14 protein-coding genes are annotated in these 16,878 nt (G+C 70.8%); 7 read left to right on the top strand and 7 right to left on the bottom strand.

The window, feature by feature from the left end; translation table 11 throughout:
- Positions 1–6 precede the first annotated feature (6 nt).
- Positions 7–375, bottom strand: coding sequence for a hypothetical protein (locus OHB04_RS24020; RefSeq protein WP_326808272.1), 369 nt, complete (start codon positions 373–375; stop codon positions 7–9).
- 144 nt (positions 376–519) lie between these two features.
- Positions 520–1,707 carry a helix-turn-helix domain-containing protein gene (locus OHB04_RS24015; protein WP_326689724.1) on the bottom strand — a complete coding sequence of 396 codons (1,188 nt, stop codon included), beginning with the start codon at positions 1,705–1,707 and terminating at the stop codon, positions 520–522.
- A 232-nt stretch (positions 1,708–1,939) separates the two neighbouring features.
- On the opposite strand from OHB04_RS24015, the gene OHB04_RS24010 reads away from it, so the two are divergent.
- The 3 genes from OHB04_RS24010 (at position 1,940) to OHB04_RS24000 (ending at position 3,601) form a co-directional block, all read left to right on the top strand.
- Positions 1,940–2,500, top strand: a complete 561-nt coding sequence (locus tag OHB04_RS24010) for a flavoprotein (protein WP_326689723.1) — start codon at positions 1,940–1,942, stop codon at positions 2,498–2,500.
- Between the two features lie 174 nt (positions 2,501–2,674).
- Complete coding sequence (locus OHB04_RS24005; RefSeq protein WP_326808271.1) at positions 2,675–3,079, top strand: VOC family protein; 405 nt, start codon at positions 2,675–2,677, stop codon at positions 3,077–3,079.
- Positions 3,080–3,193: 114 nt separating this feature from the next.
- Positions 3,194–3,601 carry a VOC family protein gene (locus OHB04_RS24000; protein ID WP_326808270.1) on the top strand — a complete coding sequence of 136 codons (408 nt, stop codon included), beginning with the start codon at positions 3,194–3,196 and terminating at the stop codon, positions 3,599–3,601.
- A 104-nt stretch (positions 3,602–3,705) separates the two neighbouring features.
- On the opposite strand, the gene OHB04_RS23995 is transcribed toward OHB04_RS24000, so the two are convergent.
- Entirely contained in the window at positions 3,706–5,637 is a 1,932-nt protein-coding gene (locus tag OHB04_RS23995; protein ID WP_326808269.1) for an MFS transporter, read from the bottom strand.
- Positions 5,638–5,861: 224 nt separating this feature from the next.
- Complete coding sequence (locus OHB04_RS23990; protein WP_326808268.1) at positions 5,862–8,471, bottom strand: D-alanyl-D-alanine carboxypeptidase; 2,610 nt, start codon at positions 8,469–8,471, stop codon at positions 5,862–5,864.
- A 193-nt stretch (positions 8,472–8,664) separates the two neighbouring features.
- Between OHB04_RS23990 and OHB04_RS23985 the strand changes: the two genes are divergently transcribed.
- The 3 genes from OHB04_RS23985 to OHB04_RS23975 all read left to right on the top strand — a co-directional run bounded on the left by OHB04_RS23985 (position 8,665) and on the right by OHB04_RS23975 (position 11,023).
- On the top strand, positions 8,665–9,438 hold the full coding sequence (locus tag OHB04_RS23985) for a GOLPH3/VPS74 family protein (RefSeq protein WP_326689718.1): 774 nt from the start codon (positions 8,665–8,667) through the stop codon (positions 9,436–9,438).
- Positions 9,439–9,761: 323 nt separating this feature from the next.
- Positions 9,762–10,622: a helix-turn-helix domain-containing protein gene (locus OHB04_RS23980; protein ID WP_326689717.1), complete on the top strand. Its 861-nt coding sequence runs from the start codon at positions 9,762–9,764 to the stop codon at positions 10,620–10,622.
- 206 nt (positions 10,623–10,828) lie between these two features.
- Positions 10,829–11,023, top strand: coding sequence for a DUF397 domain-containing protein (locus OHB04_RS23975; protein WP_326689716.1), 195 nt, complete (start codon positions 10,829–10,831; stop codon positions 11,021–11,023).
- A 143-nt stretch (positions 11,024–11,166) separates the two neighbouring features.
- On the opposite strand, the gene OHB04_RS23970 is transcribed toward OHB04_RS23975, so the two are convergent.
- Positions 11,167–12,030 (bottom strand): hypothetical protein, encoded by an 864-nt coding sequence (locus tag OHB04_RS23970; RefSeq protein ID WP_326808267.1) that lies wholly within the window; start codon positions 12,028–12,030, stop codon positions 11,167–11,169.
- Between the two features lie 83 nt (positions 12,031–12,113).
- Here OHB04_RS23970 and OHB04_RS23965 point away from each other — a divergent pair, with 83 nt between their 5' ends.
- On the top strand, positions 12,114–12,908 hold the full coding sequence (locus OHB04_RS23965) for an SDR family oxidoreductase (protein ID WP_326808266.1): 795 nt from the start codon (positions 12,114–12,116) through the stop codon (positions 12,906–12,908).
- A gap of 215 nt (positions 12,909–13,123) precedes the next feature.
- Here OHB04_RS23965 and OHB04_RS23960 read toward each other — a convergent pair whose 3' ends face one another.
- Complete coding sequence (locus OHB04_RS23960; protein ID WP_326808265.1) at positions 13,124–14,839, bottom strand: ABC transporter ATP-binding protein; 1,716 nt, start codon at positions 14,837–14,839, stop codon at positions 13,124–13,126.
- Positions 14,836–16,698, bottom strand: a complete 1,863-nt coding sequence (locus OHB04_RS23955) for an ABC transporter ATP-binding protein (protein ID WP_326808264.1) — start codon at positions 16,696–16,698, stop codon at positions 14,836–14,838. The genes OHB04_RS23960 and OHB04_RS23955 overlap by 4 nt, the downstream gene beginning before the upstream one ends.
- Positions 16,699–16,878: the final 180 nt, after the last annotated feature.

Genomic DNA, 16,878 nt, shown 5'->3' with positions numbered 1-16,878 from the left:
GCGTCCTCAGCTGGCCGTGCCCTGCCTCGGGCCCAGGGTGTGGGCGATCGTCGTATGGAGGGCCGCGTGCAGGCGGGCGGACGGGGTGAGGGAGGTGGTGGAGGTGCAGGGGATGGCCCAGTGGGGGCCCGGGGGGCTGAGGCGGTCGCCGGGTGGGACGGTCACCCAGCTCGCGGAGCCGAGCACCTGTACGGAGGCGAACTCGCGGAACACCCAGTCGTGGGCGCTGCCCGGCTCGATCAGCCAGTAGAGCCTGCTGCCGTAAGGGTCGCGGATGACGGCGCCGGACACGGGGCCGAGCCTGGCCAGTACGCCCTCGCCCAGATACGTGGGCACCCGTACGGCGTCCCACCACTCTCCGGCGGGTAACAGCACGGCATCCAAGCCCGTCGGTAGCGGCCACCACACGGTCACGGTTTCTCCCGGGTCTTCACATGCCCTGACAAGTGACCAGAGTGCGCGCACGAAAGGCGGCTAAGTGTCACCAGCGAGTGACACTCCGCGCTCGCCTGTGGCGGCTCAAAGACCCAGCCACGCCGCCATGTTGTCGAGCGAGTCGGGGGTGCGGCGGCGCTGGGCCACCAGGCCGTTGATGGTCTCGCGGGCGCCCGGGTGGTAGCGGGTCTGCTGGGGCGCCAGCTTGCGCGCCGTCATCAGCGAACCGAGCGCCGCCTCGCTGCGGCCCGTCTCCATCTCGGCGCGCGCCCTGTCGACGTAGAAGTGGGCACGCCGGGACATCGCCCAGCCGTGCGGGAGGCGCACGTCCTTGGACTTCTCCAGGGCCTTGCCGTAGCGGCGCATCTCCACCTGGGCGGAGACCTCGTGCGCGGCGACATTGGCGGGGCCGAAGCTGAGCCAGTGGACACGTCCCGCCTCGCCGGTGCGCTCCGCGTAGGAGGCGGCCTCGCGCAGGTGGGACGCGACCCCGTCGCAGTCGTGCGCGCGGGCCGCTATGACACCGGCACCCAGGTGCAACTGGCCGCGTACGGCGAGCGTTCCACGCGCCTCCGGGTCGGCCTGGGCCGCCGCGTGGTGCGCCGTGTCGATGAGGCGCAGGCCGATGGTGTGCTCGCCCTCGCGGAAGTAGGCCAGGGCGCGCATGTACTGGCGTACGGCGGCCAGGAGCGGGTCGGAGCCGCGTTCCGCCGCCCAGCCGAGGCGGTCGAGGGCGATGGTGGCCAGGTCGTAGAAGCCGAGCTTGGTGGCGATGTCGTGCGCGGTGCGGTACGCGGAGCCGAGGGTCTGCCACAGGGCCGTGGTGGGGGCGCGGTGTACGGCGGCCGTGACCTCGGCGATGAGCGGCGGCAGCGCGTGCGACGCCTTGCTGAGCTGGGTGGCGCGGACCAGTCGGCACAGCTCGTCGACGTCCGCGGCGAGTTCGGCGGTCGTACGCGGGGCGGGGCCGTCGCCGTCCACCAGGTCGTAGAGGTCCAGCGACTCGCGGATGGGGCGGATGAGCGTGGCGAGCTTGTCCTGCTGGAGCTCCGTGACGTACGGCTGGCCCGTCAGCGCCGTCACGTCGATGCGCAGGACGCGGGCGACGGCCGAGACCAGGTCCGGGGAGGCGTTCTTGCGGCCCTCCTCGACCTGTCGTAACAGGCTGTAGGAGTAGGGCATCCGGGCGGCCATGCCCCGCTGGGTCAGTCCGGCCAGCTTGCGCTGGTGGGCGATTCGGACGCCCGCGTGTTCCTCTTGCAGCCCGCGCATCCGGGACTCCGTTCCCTCTCCATGCCCTCGCCGTCCCGCTGGCCCCGGTCCCCCGACGGTGGCCACCACGGTCGTTGACCCCACGGTCACTTCGACGGTGGGAACCGTATGTGTGACGCCCGAGAGAAAGGACTTCTGAGCAGGGACTACCACTCGAACGGGTTCTGTGGGCTTGCGCGGAGGGCGTGTGGCATGGCATAGCGGCGGCAGTGGCCTGTGGTGGGATGCCCGCATGGCCTCTCGCGTCCTGTATCTGCTCGGCTCCGCCGCTCCTCCTGTCCTCCAGGCCGCCGCTGTCGTCGCCGAGGCCCAGCGCGAGGGGTGGGACGTATGTGTGGGCCTCACCCCGACAGCCGCGCACTGGATGAAGGACCAACTGCCGTCGCTGGAGCGTTCCTCGCAGCATCCGGTGCGCTCCCGCTACAAGCTGCCCGGCGAACCGGATGCCTGGCCCCCGGCCACGGTGGCGCTGGTGGCGCCGGCCACGTTCAACACGGTCAACCAATGGGCGCAGGGCCTCACGGACAAGTTCGTGGTGGGCTTCGCCGCCGAGGCGATCGGCAAGGGGATCCCGCTGGTCGCGATGCCGTGTGTGAACGCCGCCTACGCCCGCCACCCCCAGTTCGACCGCTCCCTCGCCACGCTGCGGGAGTCGGGGGTACGGGTGCTGTACGGGCAGGGCGGCTTCGTGCCGAACGAGCCCGGCAGGGGCAGTCCGGATGCCTTCCCCTGGCGGCTCGCGCTGGACGCCGTGAGCGAGGCCACGGCGGACCGGGAGAGCTCAGGGGGCTGAGAGGCGAGACGGACCGGGTCGCAGCGCTGTCCGCGGCGAAGAGGCCGGAGAGATCTTCGCGGCACGCGATGAGTTCTCGCCTTGTGCCAGGTCTCTGTTCGCGTAAGGCTTTCAACGCCCATGGAGAACGAAGCCACCTTAAGTGGTGTCATTCCACCAGAGATGAGGCAGCACATGTCCAGGAAGATCTTCGTCAACCTGCCGGTCAAGGATCTGGACCGCAGCGTCGACTTCTTCACCAAGACGGGCTTCGAGTTCAACCCGCAGTTCACGGACGAGAACGCCAGCTGCATGGTCGTCAGCGAGAACAACCTCGTGATGCTGCTGGTCGAGCCGTTCTTCCAGTCCTTCTCGAAGAAGGACATCACCGACACCGCGCAGTCCTCCGAGGTGATCGTGGCGCTCTCGGCCGACAGCCGGGAGGAAGTCGACGAGCTGGTGGACCGCGCCCTCGCCAACGGGGCCGCCACCCACGGGGACCCGCAGGACCAGGGCCCGATGTACGGCCGCAGCTTCCGCGACCTGGACGGCCACATCTGGGAGGTCATGTGGATGGACCCGGCCGCCCTGGAGGGCTGACCTACCCCGGAAGGCGTACGACGAAGGTCTCAGCTCCCGGGTGAAATTCCGCCCGGCGCCCGGGAGTTGAGCACGGTGACCGGTCCGGTCACGCCGAACCAGAGGAGACGCCCCATGCCGATCCACCTCAACCACACCATCGTGCACGCCACCGACAAGAAGCGGTCGGCCCAGTTCCTCGCCGGGCTGCTGGGGCTCGACGTACAGCCGCAGCTCGGCCCGTTCCTGCCGGTGACGCTGGCCAACGACGTCACTCTCGACTTCGCCGACGCCGGCGAGCGGCCCATCGTGGCGGAGCACTACGCGTTCTTGGTGTCCGAGGAGGAATTCGACGTCGTCTTCGGCCGGATCAAGGAAGCCGGGCTGACGTACTACCCCGACCCGACCCTCTCGCGCCCCGGCGAGATCAACCACAACGACGGCGGCCGGGGCGCGTACTGGGCCGACCCCGACGGTCACGTGCTGGAGATCCTCACCCGGCCCTACGGCTCGGGGAGCCGCACAGGGACGCCTTCGGAGTAGCCTCCGGGGCCATTCCGAGGCCTCTCACGGGCCTTGACGGGCTGGGGGGCCGCCGGGGTCCCCGAGCCCGTCAGCCGCCGCATCAGGGCCCGTGAGCCGCCGTCTCAGCGCGTCGTGCCCCCGCTGTCCTTGTCGTCGGGACACGCTGTGCCGCGCGGCAGCTTGTAGGGGGCCGCGATGCGGTAGACGCCGGGGTGGGGCGCTTCCAGGACGGTCCAGGTGTCCAGCACCGGCTCGTCCTTGCCCTCCGGCGGCGGCCCGCCGAACGTGGGTTCGGCCTCGCGCAGACAGCCGTTGAGGTTCTCGTTCTTCGGCGCGGGCGGGGTGATGCGCTCACCGTCCTTGTCGACGAGCCCGAGCCACGGCGAGTACGGCACCCGTACGAGCACCTTGCCCGCCTCCCGCACCCGCACCGTGACGCCCTCGGCGTCGGCGCGCTTGACGGAGGCCGAGCCGTCCACCAGCGGCACGGCGTCCTCCACCCGGAAGAGCCGCCAGCTGTCGTCGGACCAGATCTCCTTGAGGTACGGCTGCCCCTCGCGCACCAGCCGGGCCTCCGCGATGCCGCCGGCGATGTCGGGCGGGTCGGCCGGGAGCACGACGTAGTGGACGGCCCACCGGCGCAGCCACGCGTGGTAGCGCTCGGGGGAGAGGTGCTTCTCGTAGAAGAGCGGGTTGCGCTCCGTGTCGGCCTGGCGGTTCCAGCCGCGCGCGAGGTTGACGTACGGCGCCAGCGAGGAGGCCTCGCGGTGGCTGTTGACGGGCACGACCTCGACGCGGGCGCGGTGCGCGTCGACCTTCTTGAGCTGGTCGACCAGCGGACCGAGTTCGCGGTTCCAGGCCGTGTCGGGCGTCGTGTGCACCACGTCCCAGGTGGGCTTGGCGATCTGCCAGCCGACCGTCACTATCAGCGCCAGCACCATCGCCAGCCCCTTGCGGGACCGCCAGGCGCGCCAGCCGGTCCCCACCACGTGGGGCACCGCGGCCAGCAGCGCGACCGCGCCGAACAGCAGCCCGAGCCGCTCCACGTTGGAGCCGACCTGCGAGGGGATCGCCCAGGTCAGCACGATGCCCACGGCGTAGATCGCGCCGCCGACCCGTACGGCCAACCAGCTCTTGGGGACGAGCAGCACGACCGCGACAGCACCCAGGACGGGGAAGATCAGCGACACGAACGGCATCGGCTGCACGCCCTGGAACGGGAAGAGCAGCGCGGCTGCCGCCACCACGAGCGGCGGCGGCAGCGCCACCGAGAACGCGGCGGCACGCCGCCGCGCCAACAGCAGCGAGGCGGCCACCACTTCCAGGTAGAGACCGGCGACGGGGCTGGCCGAGGTCGCCAGCGCTGCCAGCAGGACGGCCAGCACGGCGCGCGTGTACCGCGCCGGGCGGCTGGCACGGGAGCCGCGCCAGCGCTTGGGCCAGGTCCACACGACGGCGACGGCACCGAGCCCGAAGAGCATGCCCAGCGCGAAGGTGACCCGCCCCGAGGCGGCGTTGCACGCGAAGGCGACGGCGCCCCACAGCGAGGGGATCACCGGTTTGGGGACGGTGCGTGCGAGCAGCAGCGAGAGCAGGCCGGCCGCGAGGACCCCGGAGAGGATCAGCGTCGAGCGCACCCCGAGGACGGCCATCAGGTACGGCGAGATGACGCTGTAGGAGACGGGGTGCAGTCCGCCGTACCAGGCGAGGTTGTAGGCGGAGCCGGGGTGCTGCCCCGCGAACTCGGCCCAGGCGTCCTGCGCGGCGAGGTCGCCGCCGCTGCTGGCGAAGAACCGGAACCACACCAGATGCAGCACGGTGGCCGCCACCATGGTGAGCGCGGCGACCTGGAAGGGATGGGAGCGCCCGCTCCAGCGTCCGGTCCGGTCCTTGCCCCCCGCGCCGCCGCCTCCGGCAGTGCCGGTCTGTTCCGTGCGCCCTTCGGACTCCGATCGCTGGCCCGGCACGGACGCGCGAACGGCGCCCGAGGCATCGTCCTTGCCCGGGCGCTCCGTTATGTCACCTGAGCCGGCGTCGGTCCCGGACGCCGGCATATGCGGTGGATGCACAGTGGCCACTGCGCTTTCTCCCCCGTCCCCGTGCGGCTCGGTCGCTCAGATCCGAAAGACGTTACCGGACCGGGGCCGAGCGGTCGGCCCCGCCCCTCGCTCCCGGGGGCTTTTTCGCCAGGGAGAAGGGACGGGGCCGCACTCGGTCGGCGCCGGGCCGTGCTCGGCCGGATGCTCGGACCGTGCTCGGCCGGATGTGTGGACCGTGCTCAGCCGACGCGGGTCAGCTTGGATCCGAAGCCGGGCTCGGTGAGGTCGTCCTGGAGAGCGACGGGCACCTTCACCTGGCCGGGCCCGTCCCCGACGGTCATGGTGCCCACCTTGGTACCTCGCTTGGCCTCGTGCGGGATGGACTTGCCCTTGTCGGTGAGGCCCAGCTTGACCTTGAGTCCGGACCAGCCGACGGCGGTGACGTCCTTGGTGGCGACCACGGACGCCTTGCCGCCCATCTGGTCGTCGACGTAGCCGACGACTGCGCCCTTCTTGACGACCTTCCGGGCTCTGAGCGCGTCCTGGGCACTGTCGATGAGCTTCTTGCTGTTGTTGAGCACCGTGTCCAGGATCGAGGGCTGGTACTGCCCGAGCATGGCGCCGATTATCAGCTGCTTGGTGCCGCCGATCTCCTTCTCCGCAGCGAACACCAGGTTGCCGCCCGCCTTGGTGGTGGTGCCGGTCTTGATGCCGACGACGCCGTCGACGGGGACGAGCCTGTTCCAGTTGGGCTGGGTCTTCCCGTTGCCGTCCACGTACGACGGCTGCCGCACGATCTCGCGGAAGACCGGGAACTCCATGACCTTCTTGGCGAGCTTCACCTGGTCGGCGGCGGTGCTGACGGTCGAGGACGTCAGGCCGCTGGGGTCGGTGTAGCGCGAGTTGGTCATACCGATGTCCTTGGCGGCGGCGTTCATCTTCTTCACGAACGCCTTCTCCGAGCCCGCGTCCCAGCGTCCCAGCAGCCGCGCCACGTTGTTCGCGGACGCGATCATCAGCGCGTCCAGCGCTTCGCGCTGCGAGATCTTCTTACCGGCCTTGACCTCGACCGTCGACTCGTTCTGGGCACTGAGGGCCGCCTGGTCCTCGGCCTTCTGGTCGACCGGGATGTTGGCGCCCTTGCTGCCCTTCTTGAACGGATGGTCGCGCAGGATGACGTAGGCGGTCATCACCTTGGCGACACTCGCGATCGGCGTCGGCTTCTGCTTGCCGTACGAGCCGAGCGAGCCGAGGCCGTCGACCTCCAGCACCGCCTGGCCCTCCGAGGGCCAGGGCACGGACGGCTTGGAGCCGGTGAACGCGTAGGAGTCGGCGGCGGTCAGCGACAGCTCGGGGCCCGGCAGCGGGCGCACGGCCTGGGCGACGACGAAGATCACCGCGAGCAGCAGCACCAGCGGCGTCCAGATCTTCACCCGCCGGGTGAGGGTGCGCAGCGGCGTCGCGGGCGGCGGCGGGGTGTTGGTGAGCTGCGCCAGCAGGTCCAGCGGCTGCGCGGACTGCTGCGGCTGCGCCGGACCGCCCTCGGGGGGCACGTCGGGCATCGGCTGCTGCCGGGTGCGCTCGGGGCCCGACTCGGCGGCCGTGCCGGGGGCGCCGGGCGGGGGCGGGGGCGCGGAGGCCCACGACGGCTTGGACGGCGTCGCTGGCGGCGCCTGGGGGGCCGTCGTGCCGCTGTCCGCGCCGGCCTTGGGGGCGGCGGGGGGCTTGGCCGGGGCCGGCGGCGCGGAGGGCGCCGCGGCGCCCGCGGGCACCGCGGGAGGCAGTGGCTTGGCGGGCGTGCGGGGCCCGTCGGTGGACTTGAGCGGGACGAACTGGCTGGTGCGCTCCGCCTCCGACTCCTCCGCCCCGGCGCGGTTGCCGCTCTTGGTGGAGCCGCCGGGCTGGTCGCTCCTGGCGGCCTCGCCGGTGCCGGTGCCACCCAGGCGGGGGTCCCTCTTGGCGGCTTCGGCGCTCGTCGCGCCCTGGGCGCCCTTCGCTCCGGCCGCGGCGGAGGAGGCCGCGCCCGCCGCGGCGGAAGTGGCTGAACCCTTTCCTCCGGAGGTTCCGGACTTCTCGGACCCCTCCGGCGTTCCGCTCTTTTCCCCCTGCGGGGCGGCGGAAGGCACGGACGAGGTACGGAAGACCGCCGTCGGCTGGTCGACGGCGGGCGCGCCCTTGCCCTTGGCGGCGGACCCGCCCGACCCCGCGTCCTCGTCGCTCCCGGAGCCCTCGCCCTTCCGGCCGTCGTCGTTCATGTCCGCCTCGTCCTTGGCGCTCTTGGAGGAGCCGAAGAACGCGGAGGTCAGCCGTTCGGCCCGCTCGGCGGCGGCCCTGTCGCTGTCCGTGCCGCCCGTCCCGCCCCTGCTGTCCGTGCTGTCCGTGCTGTCCGGCTCGTCACCGGGACGGACGATTCCGAACATCGCGGTCGGGGCGTCGCCTCCGGATGCCTGGGCAGCCGCCTTTCCCGGCTTCTGCCCGGGCACGTCGGCGCCCTCGGCCTCCTCGTCACCCTCGCCGGAGCCCTTGGGGTCCGCGTCCGCCCCGTCCTCTTCCGCGGGGTCGCCCGCGACCCAGGCGGCGACGGCGGACTTGAGCCGCGCGTCGCCCTCATCGCCGGAACCGGCTCTCTCGCCGCTCCCGGAGGTCTCCTGCTCGCCGGCGGGGGAAGCCGGGGAGGGGACCTTCGAGGACTCGTCGCCGTTCAACCGTTCGTTTTCGGCCGTCCCATCGGGGCGTGCAACCTTGCCCCCGCTCTCCGTCGTCTCCCCCGACGACTTCTCCCGCTCCGACCTGTCGGGGGATTCGCCCGCCACCAATGCCTCCTGATGCTGCTGCTCGCCGCTCGCCATACCAGTTAACAGTGTCCTGTGCACCGCAGCCGCCACCTGATGTGGCGACGCTCCTCCGGGTGGGCTGTCTGGCCTCCCCAGCGGGCAGACGAGAACGACATACCTACTGGTTCCCGTCCATAAGGTCAGCGCACTCTCGACAGACCATTGTGAGAGGGGTCACCCTGTCATTCATCCACGCGGGGAGGCATGGATGGGCAGGAGCCGCAGAACAATTCCGGAAGAGCTTCTGTTGCTCGCCTTGGACCCGGCCACGGGTACCACGGCGCAGCCGCAGTCGCTTGACCTCGGCCTGGCCGGGGCTCAGCTAGTGGAGCTGGCTCTGGCAGGACGGATAGCCCCTGATGGGGATCGTATCGCCGTGGTGCTGCCACGGCCGACCGGAGATCCGACTCTGGACTCCGCACTGGAACTGCTGCGCAGGCGCGGCAGCCCCGTGCGCGCGGTCCACTGGATCGGCGGGCCTCGGCTGGGGCTTCGCCAAACCTATCTCACACATCTGGAGCGCTGCGGCATGGTGCACGCCGTTTCCGGCCAGATGTGCGGGGTGCTGCCGACGACGCGCTACCAGGCGACGGAGACGGCCATCAGCCGGGAGATCAGGACCCGGCTCGATACGGCGATCCGCACCGGGGTCCCACCGGACCCACGGACCGCGGCACTCGCGGCGCTGGCCCACGCGGTCGGCCTCGGAAAGCATCTCTACCCCGGCAACGAGGGGCGCTCGTGCCGCTCCAGACTCCGGGATCTGATCAGGCATGACCCCATGGGCGGCCTCGTCGCGCACGCGGTGATGGACGTGCAGAACGGTGCCGCGGCCCAGCCGCGGCGCGCACAGGCCGGTGTGGCGCCCCCGCCTGGGCGTCCCGTGGCGCGGGCGACGGCGTCCGTGACCGCGACGGCCGGGCACGTTCCGGCGCAGGCGCGGCAGGTGGCGGGCGGAATGGTCCGTGCGGGAGCGCGCTGAGGCGCCCTCGTCCGGTCCGGCCGTATTCCTTACCCGTATGTGCCGGTGTCCGTTTGGCGACGGCACCGGCACGCGCCCGAGTAACCGCAGAGCACCACCGTCCGAGTAACAGCGACCCGTAAAGAGCCACAACGGGAGCCGCGAGACCGCGCGGGGTGGCATTCCGGCCGTGGAACGACGGCCGGAATGCCACCCCGCGCGTGCGCCAATTCTCGCCTTTGCTGTACTCAGACCCGCACTCTCTGTTGCCATTTGCCAGCGCCGGGGCACAAGTTGGTGGCAACCTGCTGGAAGTAGTCGTACTTACGCGGAGGTGCGGTCCCGTGGCGTCCAACGTCAATCCCACAGTCCGGCGTCGCCGGCTGGGCCAGGAGCTCCGCCGACTGCGCGAGCAGCGGGGCATGACGGCCGAGGAGGTCGCGGACCGGCTGCTGGTCTCCCAGTCGAAGATCAGCAGGCTGGAGAACGGCAGGCGCAGCATCAGCCAGCGCGATGTGCGCGACCTGTGCGGCGTCTACGAGGTCGAGGACCGGCGCATAGTCGAATCCCTGATGCAAATGGCGAAGGAGTCCCGGCAGCAGGGCTGGTGGCACGCCTTCGGCGACATCCCCTACAGCGTCTACATCGGCCTGGAGACCGACGCGGCCTCGCTCCGCGTGTACGAACCCCAGGTCGTTCCGGGGCTGTTGCAGTCCCGCGCGTACGCGGAGGCGGTGGTCGCCGGCGCGCTACCCGAGGCCACGGGCGCCGACATCGAGCGCCGTGTGCAGGTGCGCATCCGGCGCCAGGACCGCATCCGCGAGACCCGTAACCCGCTGCGGCTGTGGGCGGTGCTGGACGAGTCGGTGCTGCGGCGCGAGGTGGGCGGCAAGCACACCATGGCCGAGCAGCTCGGCTACCTCATCGAGATGTCCCAGCAGCCCCATGTGACTCTCCAGGTCATGCCGTTCTCCATGGGCGCGCATCCGGGGGTGAACGGGCAGTACGCCATTCTGGAATTTCCGGACGCCTCGGATTCGACCGTCATCTATCTGGAGGGCGTCACCAGCGACCTCTACCTGGAGAAGGCGAACGACGTACAGAACTACAGCGTCATGTACGAGCACTTGCGGGCGCAGGCGCTGAACCCGGATCAGACGCGGGAGTTCATCGAGAAAGTCGCCAAGGAATACGCCCGGGGCTGAGCCGGCTCCCGGGGCTCCGGGCATGTGCCGGAGGGGGTTGCCGGGCGCGGTTTCCTGTGAAGCCGGGGAGGTTACACCGCCCTGGACCGCAGTGTGAAGAGCTGACTGGAATATGCCATCCGGTCGAGTGAACGACCGCTTCGCGTCCCGAAACGGCCGCGTAACGTCGCTCGCACGTCATCACCGACCGGAACCCCGGAGCAGACATGCCGATTCAGCAGGGAACAACCCACACCTGGACCAAATCCAGCTACTCCACGGGAAATGGCGCCTGTGTGGAGGTGAAATCGCCCGCGACGCGCGTGGTGGCCGTGCGGGATTCGAAGGATCCGTCGCTCGGCGCCCTCAGCTTCCGGCCGGAGGCGTGGGTGGACTTCGTGGAGCGCGTCAGCGGACGGTGACGTCCGCACCGGAACCACCCCGCGCCTTCCTCGTGACGCACCGGTCCGCGTGATCCGCCGGACCGGTGACGCACCATCAGAGCCCTCTCGACTGGTCCGTCGTCCCGGCCGAGAGGGCTCGGCCTTGCCCGGCCGGCGCGCGCTCAGCGCAGTTGATCCACGTAGGTGTCGGTGCCCGGGACGGTAGGGATGAAGGGGGCGACGAAGCTCGTGGCGCCCAGGCCCGATTCCGCTACTGCCTCCTCCAGGCCCGTGAAGCATGCCTCCCAGCGTTCGCGCGGGTCCTCCTGGAGGAACCAGAGCAGGGTCAGGCGGGTGTCGACGCCCTCGACCTGCTTGACATAGGTCATCCGGTCTCCCGGGAGCGGGGTGGGGCGGAAGACGGTGACCATGGCGGCCGGGGAGTTCTTGAGACGGGCCGGGAGGTGGGTGGTGCGCAGCCACTCCAGCAGCTCCGCGCGCGGCTCGGGGCCTTCGGCGTCGACGACCTGGAGGACCAGGCCCCGGTAGGGGTGGTCGAGCGCGTGGTGGTCGCGGGGGCCGGCGGCGCCGTCGCGGTAGACGGTGGCCTCGTGGTCCTGGAAGCTCGTGAAGACGTGGGTGCGTTCCTGGTGGACGCGCGCGTCGCGGTTCAGGCGCTTGTTGATGGCCACGGTCCACTGCATGTGTTCGGCGTAGCGGCCCTCGGTGATCCAGTACGTGGACAGATAGCAGCCCGCGGTGACCGGCTGCGCGAGCGTGGACCCGGCCGGGTAGCGCAGCAGTTGGAGGTCTCTGGTCGCCACCCAGCGGCGGCCCGCGTACATCCAGGGCATGGCCATGGCACCCGCGATGTAGTGGTCGTCCTCGTACCAGCGGTTGTAGGCGTACTCATGGCCCGGGTGGGGCTCGACCATCGTGATCAGCGCGTGCCCGGGGCGCACTCCATAAGGGCCTTCGGCGGCCAGCTGGGCGTAGCTCCCGCTCCGTGTCCGGTCTTCCGCAGGCCGTGGGGTCCGGTGCGTCATTGTCTTCCTCCCTCGTCTCCGCTCCCCTACGGTGTATCTGACTAGCCGTCAGTTATCGAGAGTCGTGCGGGAGGCGATCCGGCGTGCTGCTTGCGGACAGGACCGTTGTGGTGTCGGGGGTGGGCGCGGGGCTCGGGCACGAAGTGGCCGCCGCGTGTGTGCGGGAGGGCGCCCGCGTCGTGCTCGGCGCCCGTACGGAGGCGAACCTGGCCAAGTGCGCGGCCGAGATCGACCCGGAGGGGCGGTGCAGCGCCTACCGTGCCGTCGACATCCGCGACGAGCAGCAGTGCGAGGCGCTGGCCGCGCTGGCACGGGAGAGGTTCGGCGGGATCGACGCCGTGGTGCATGTCGCCGCGATGGACATGGTGATGGGCGGGCTGGAGGGCGCCGACCTCGCCGAGTGGCAGCAGGTGATCGACGTCAATCTGCTGGGGACGCTGCGCATGACGCGGGCGTGCCTGCCCGCGCTGAAGGAGGCCGGGGCGCGCGGGGACGGCTCGGTCGTGATGATCGGCACCCAGTCCTCCGTCGTCCCGCCCTCCCAGATCCAGCAGACCGCCTACGCGGCCTCCAAGGGCGGCCTCGTCTCCGCGATGTACTCCCTCGCCCGCGAGCTGGGGCCGCACCGGATACGGGTCAACACCGTGCAGCCCGGGTGGATGTGGGGGCCGATGGTGGAGGGCTATGTGGCCTGGACCGCCGATACGGAGGGCGTCGGCCAGGAAACGGTGCGGGCCCGGCTGGACGAGCGGATGGCGCTGCCGCGGATGGCTTCCGACGGAGATGTGGCTGAGACCGTGGCCTTCTTCGCCTCCGCGCGGGCACGTGGGGTCACGGGGCAGTGTTTGCTGGTGAACGCGGGTGAAGTGATGAGGTGACGCGCGGCGCGCGGCGCTTTGCGCTTGGCGCCTTCGCTGGTTTTGGGCTTGTCCCTTGGCCGCTGGTTGTGGGGGTTCGCGTTACTGCTCGCTCGCGCTCGTCCTCAAACTCCCCCAGCCTCCGGCCGGGAGGCGCCCCCCAGACAGGCTTGAATGCTCCGCCCGTGCGGCGTCGTCGGCGCCCCTGGAGCGGCAGCCGAGGGGCACTAGCTGAGTCATTCACTCGCCACCGGCGCCATGGACATACTCCAGAAATCGGCGTAGCGGCCACCGTGGCGCAGCAGCTCGTCGTGGCTGCCTTCCTCCACGGTCCGGCCGCCGTCCAGAAAGACGACGCGATCGGCGCGTCGGACGGTCCGCATCCGATGCGCCACCATCACCACCGTCCGGCCCGCCATCAGGCGCTCGATGCCCTCGTGGACGGCCGCCTCGTTCACCGGGTCCAGTGCGGAGGTGACCTCGTCCAACAGCACGATGGGCGCGTTCTTCAGCAGCGCTCGCGCGATCGAGACACGCTGGCGCTCACCGCCCGACAGCAGGGCGCCGCCCTCGCCGACATTCGCCGCCCAGCCGCCGGGCAGTCGCTCGATCACCTCGTCCAGCCTCGCCGCGGTCGCTGCCGCCCGCACCTCGGCTTCGCCGGCGTCGGGGCGGCCGAGACGCACGTTCTCCTCGATCGTGCCGTCGAAGAGATAGACGTCCTGGAAGACGATGGCGATCTGCGCCATCAACACCTCGGTGCTGATGGCACGCACGTCCACGCCCCCCACGCGCACCGTGCCCGCGTCCACGTCGTAGAAGCGCGCGAGCAACTGGAGCAGCGTGCTCTTGCCCGCGCCCGACGGTCCGACAACGGCGAGGCGCTGTCCCTCCGGCACGCACAACGACACTCCGTCGATCACCGTGCGGTCGCCGTGCCGGAAGACGGCGGACTCGAACTCCAGGTCATGGCCGGCCGGCTGGACCGGTTCGGGAGCCTCCGGCAGCGGCTCGGTGCGCAAAACCGTGTCGAGTTCCGCCAGCACGGAGCGCGCGCCGCGGAGTCTGCCACCGATGTCCGACAGCGACAGCAGCGGATCCGCGCAGCGGGCGGCCAGTACCAGGATCGTCAGGACCTCTGCCACGCCGATGTCCCCGCCGAGCGCGAGGTAGGCACCCAGGGCCAGCAACACGGTGAACATCGCCTGCACCACGAGCGTCAAGCCCACTGCGCCGGGCAGCGCCGACAGCGTGGAGCGGCGGGACGCGCGCTGAGCTTCGCGCAGCGCGTCGTCGAGCAACCGGAAGCGTTCGACGGTCCGGCCGCCGGCGCGCAGCACCGGCTGGGCCTGGAGGTATTCGATGACCCGCCCGGTGGCCTCGTGGTCGCGTTCGGCACGCTCCGCATCGCCTGTGGCCGTCGAGCGGCCCGTCCAGGTCTGGATCGCCGCCACGACCGGTACGGCGGCCAACGCGGCCAGCCCCATGTGCCAATTGAGGGCGAGCATCACGACAACGATCGTCAGGGGGGTCACACAGGCGTAGATCAACGGTGCCAGCAGATGCGCGATCACGCTCATCGCCTGTAGGACGCCGTGGCTGGCCAGGGCCGACACCTCCCCGACGCGGCCTGCGCCGTACCAGCCGATGGGCAATCGGGCCAGATGATCGCCGAGCCGGTGATACAGGCCACGCAGCAGCGCGGTCCCGACGCGGAAACCGGACAGATCGCTGCTGTAGCGCAGCCCCGCGTAGACCGTGACCGCGGCCCCGAACGCGATCAGCCAGGGCCAGGCATCTCCGGGCGTGCTCCCCAGCAGCGCCCGCAGCACGGGAACCAGCAGGGCGTAGGACAGCCCCTCGGCCACCGCGGTCGTCGATATCAGGGCCACGGTGCGACGCATCGGCCGGGCGTACTCGCGTCCCAGCACGCGCAGCAGCACTCGGATCATCGGGGCTCGTCTCCTTGCGGTAGGCCGCCGTGGGTTTCGGTCACGTCGGCGCCGGCCGGCCGGTGGGATTGCCAGAACGCGGCGAACTTCCCGTTCTGTGCCAGCAGTTCGGCAGGTCTGCCGCGCTCGGCGATCGACCCGTTCTCCAGCATCACGACGGTGTCGGCGTCGGCGACCGTCTCCAGGCGATGGGCGATGACCAGAATCGTCCGGTCGCCCTCCAGCGTCGCCAGGGCCCGGCGCACCGCCTGTTCCGTCTGCGGGTCGGCGAAGGAGGTCGCCTCGTCGAGCACCAGAACGGGGGCGGCGGCGAGCAGTGCGCGTGCCAGCGAGATCCGCTGTGCCTCGCCACCCGACAGTCCGGCATCCTCACCGATCACCGACTCGTATCCGCGGGGCAGTTCGAGAATCCGGTCATGGATGTTCGCCATCCGGGCGGCGCGCACCACGTCACCGTGGTCGGCCTGCGGTACCGCCAGCGCGATGTTCTCCGCGATCGACGCGCGCAGCAGGCGAACGTCCTGGAAGACGAAGGAGACCATCCGGTAGAGCTCCCCGCTGCCGAGCTCGCGCAGGTCGACGCCGCCCAGGACGACCGAACCGTGGGTCGGGTCGAAGAACCGCGGCAGCAGCTGGACCAGCGTGGACTTTCCGCTTCCCGACGGCCCGACGACCGCGGTGACGGTTCCCGGTTCGAGCACCAGGTCGATCCCTCGCAGCACCTCGTGACCGGCCTCGTAGCCGAATCGGACGTCACGCAGTTCCACCCGGTGCCCCTGCGGCGCGACCGGGTGCGCGGGCTCCGGCAGCGACGGCACCTGGAGCACGTCCCGGATCCGGCCGACCGCGCGCCCGGCGGCCCGCATGTCGTCGAAGCCGTGGCCGAGGGCCGCCACCGGAGCGGTCAGACCCAGCCCGAGCAGCAGGAAGGGCAGCAGATCGGCCGGGGCCATGCCCCCGTTCGTGATCAGAGCCGCACCGCCGATCAGCTCGACCAGCAACACGAACGGCGGCGACAGCGCCAGCTGCATTCCCGCGGCCGTCTTGGAGATACCGCGCACCCACCGGGAGAAGATGTCGACGAACTCGTCTGCGGCCGTGAGGAATTCACGGTGGGCGCGCCCGGCTCCGCCGAACGCCTTGACCACCGAGATGCCCTGCACGAACTCGACGACGGAACTCGAAATCCGCCCCATGGCCCCGTCGAACTCCGTCTGCTCGCGCTGCCGGGCCGGGGTCATCATGAGGGGGACCAGCGCCACTGCCAGCACCACCGGTATCAGCGTGACCAGCGTCAGCCGCCAGTCGACGGTGAACAAGTAGATCAGCGACACCAGCGGCACCACGAACGCGGAGACGAGTTCGCCGGGAGTGTGGGCGATGAACGGGTGCACGGCACTCACGTCCTCCCCCACCAGCTTTGCCAGCTCGCCGGTCCGGCGCCGGGAGAACCAGCCGATCGGTACCCGCCCCAGCCGCGCGGCCAAAGCGCGTCGGAACGACAGCTGCACCTGGCCGTCGAGAACATGCCCGACTCCGGACGACGCGGCCGTGAACAGCAGCCGGACGAACAAGCCGGTCGCACCCGCGATCACGACAGTCCGGATGTGACCGTGATCGACCGGCCCTGGCGACAACAGAGCGCGGCCCAGTTCGACGACCGCCAGGAGCGGCGCCAGACCTGCGACAGCTCCGATGACCTGAAGGATCACCACGGCAGCGAAACTCCCGGCATAAGGGCGCAGCAGCCCCGCCGTGTTCTGTCCCGCCGCGGAATCGGCGTCCGGTGGTGGCGTTGGTAGTGGGGTTGGTGGTGGTGCGGACTGCTCCCTCGCCTTGGCAAGGCCGGTGGTGGTCATCGCCCTCCCGTCTTCGTCGGTCTCGTTGCGAACTGGTCGGTCCCGGGCGGGAGCAGGTCGCGGTCATCGGCCTGCTCAGCCCGTGACGGTGGGCTCGCCGGCGCCGGACGGCGACTTTTCGAACGTGTTCCGAAACTAGCATCGGGTCAGGCCGTTGTGAACTCGAAAGGCTGAACCCGC

The organism is Streptomyces sp. NBC_01775, assembly GCF_035917675.1.
Taxonomy (GTDB): Bacteria; Actinomycetota; Actinomycetes; order Streptomycetales; family Streptomycetaceae; genus Streptomyces.
This window is presented reverse-complemented; position numbering and strand designations above follow the sequence as displayed.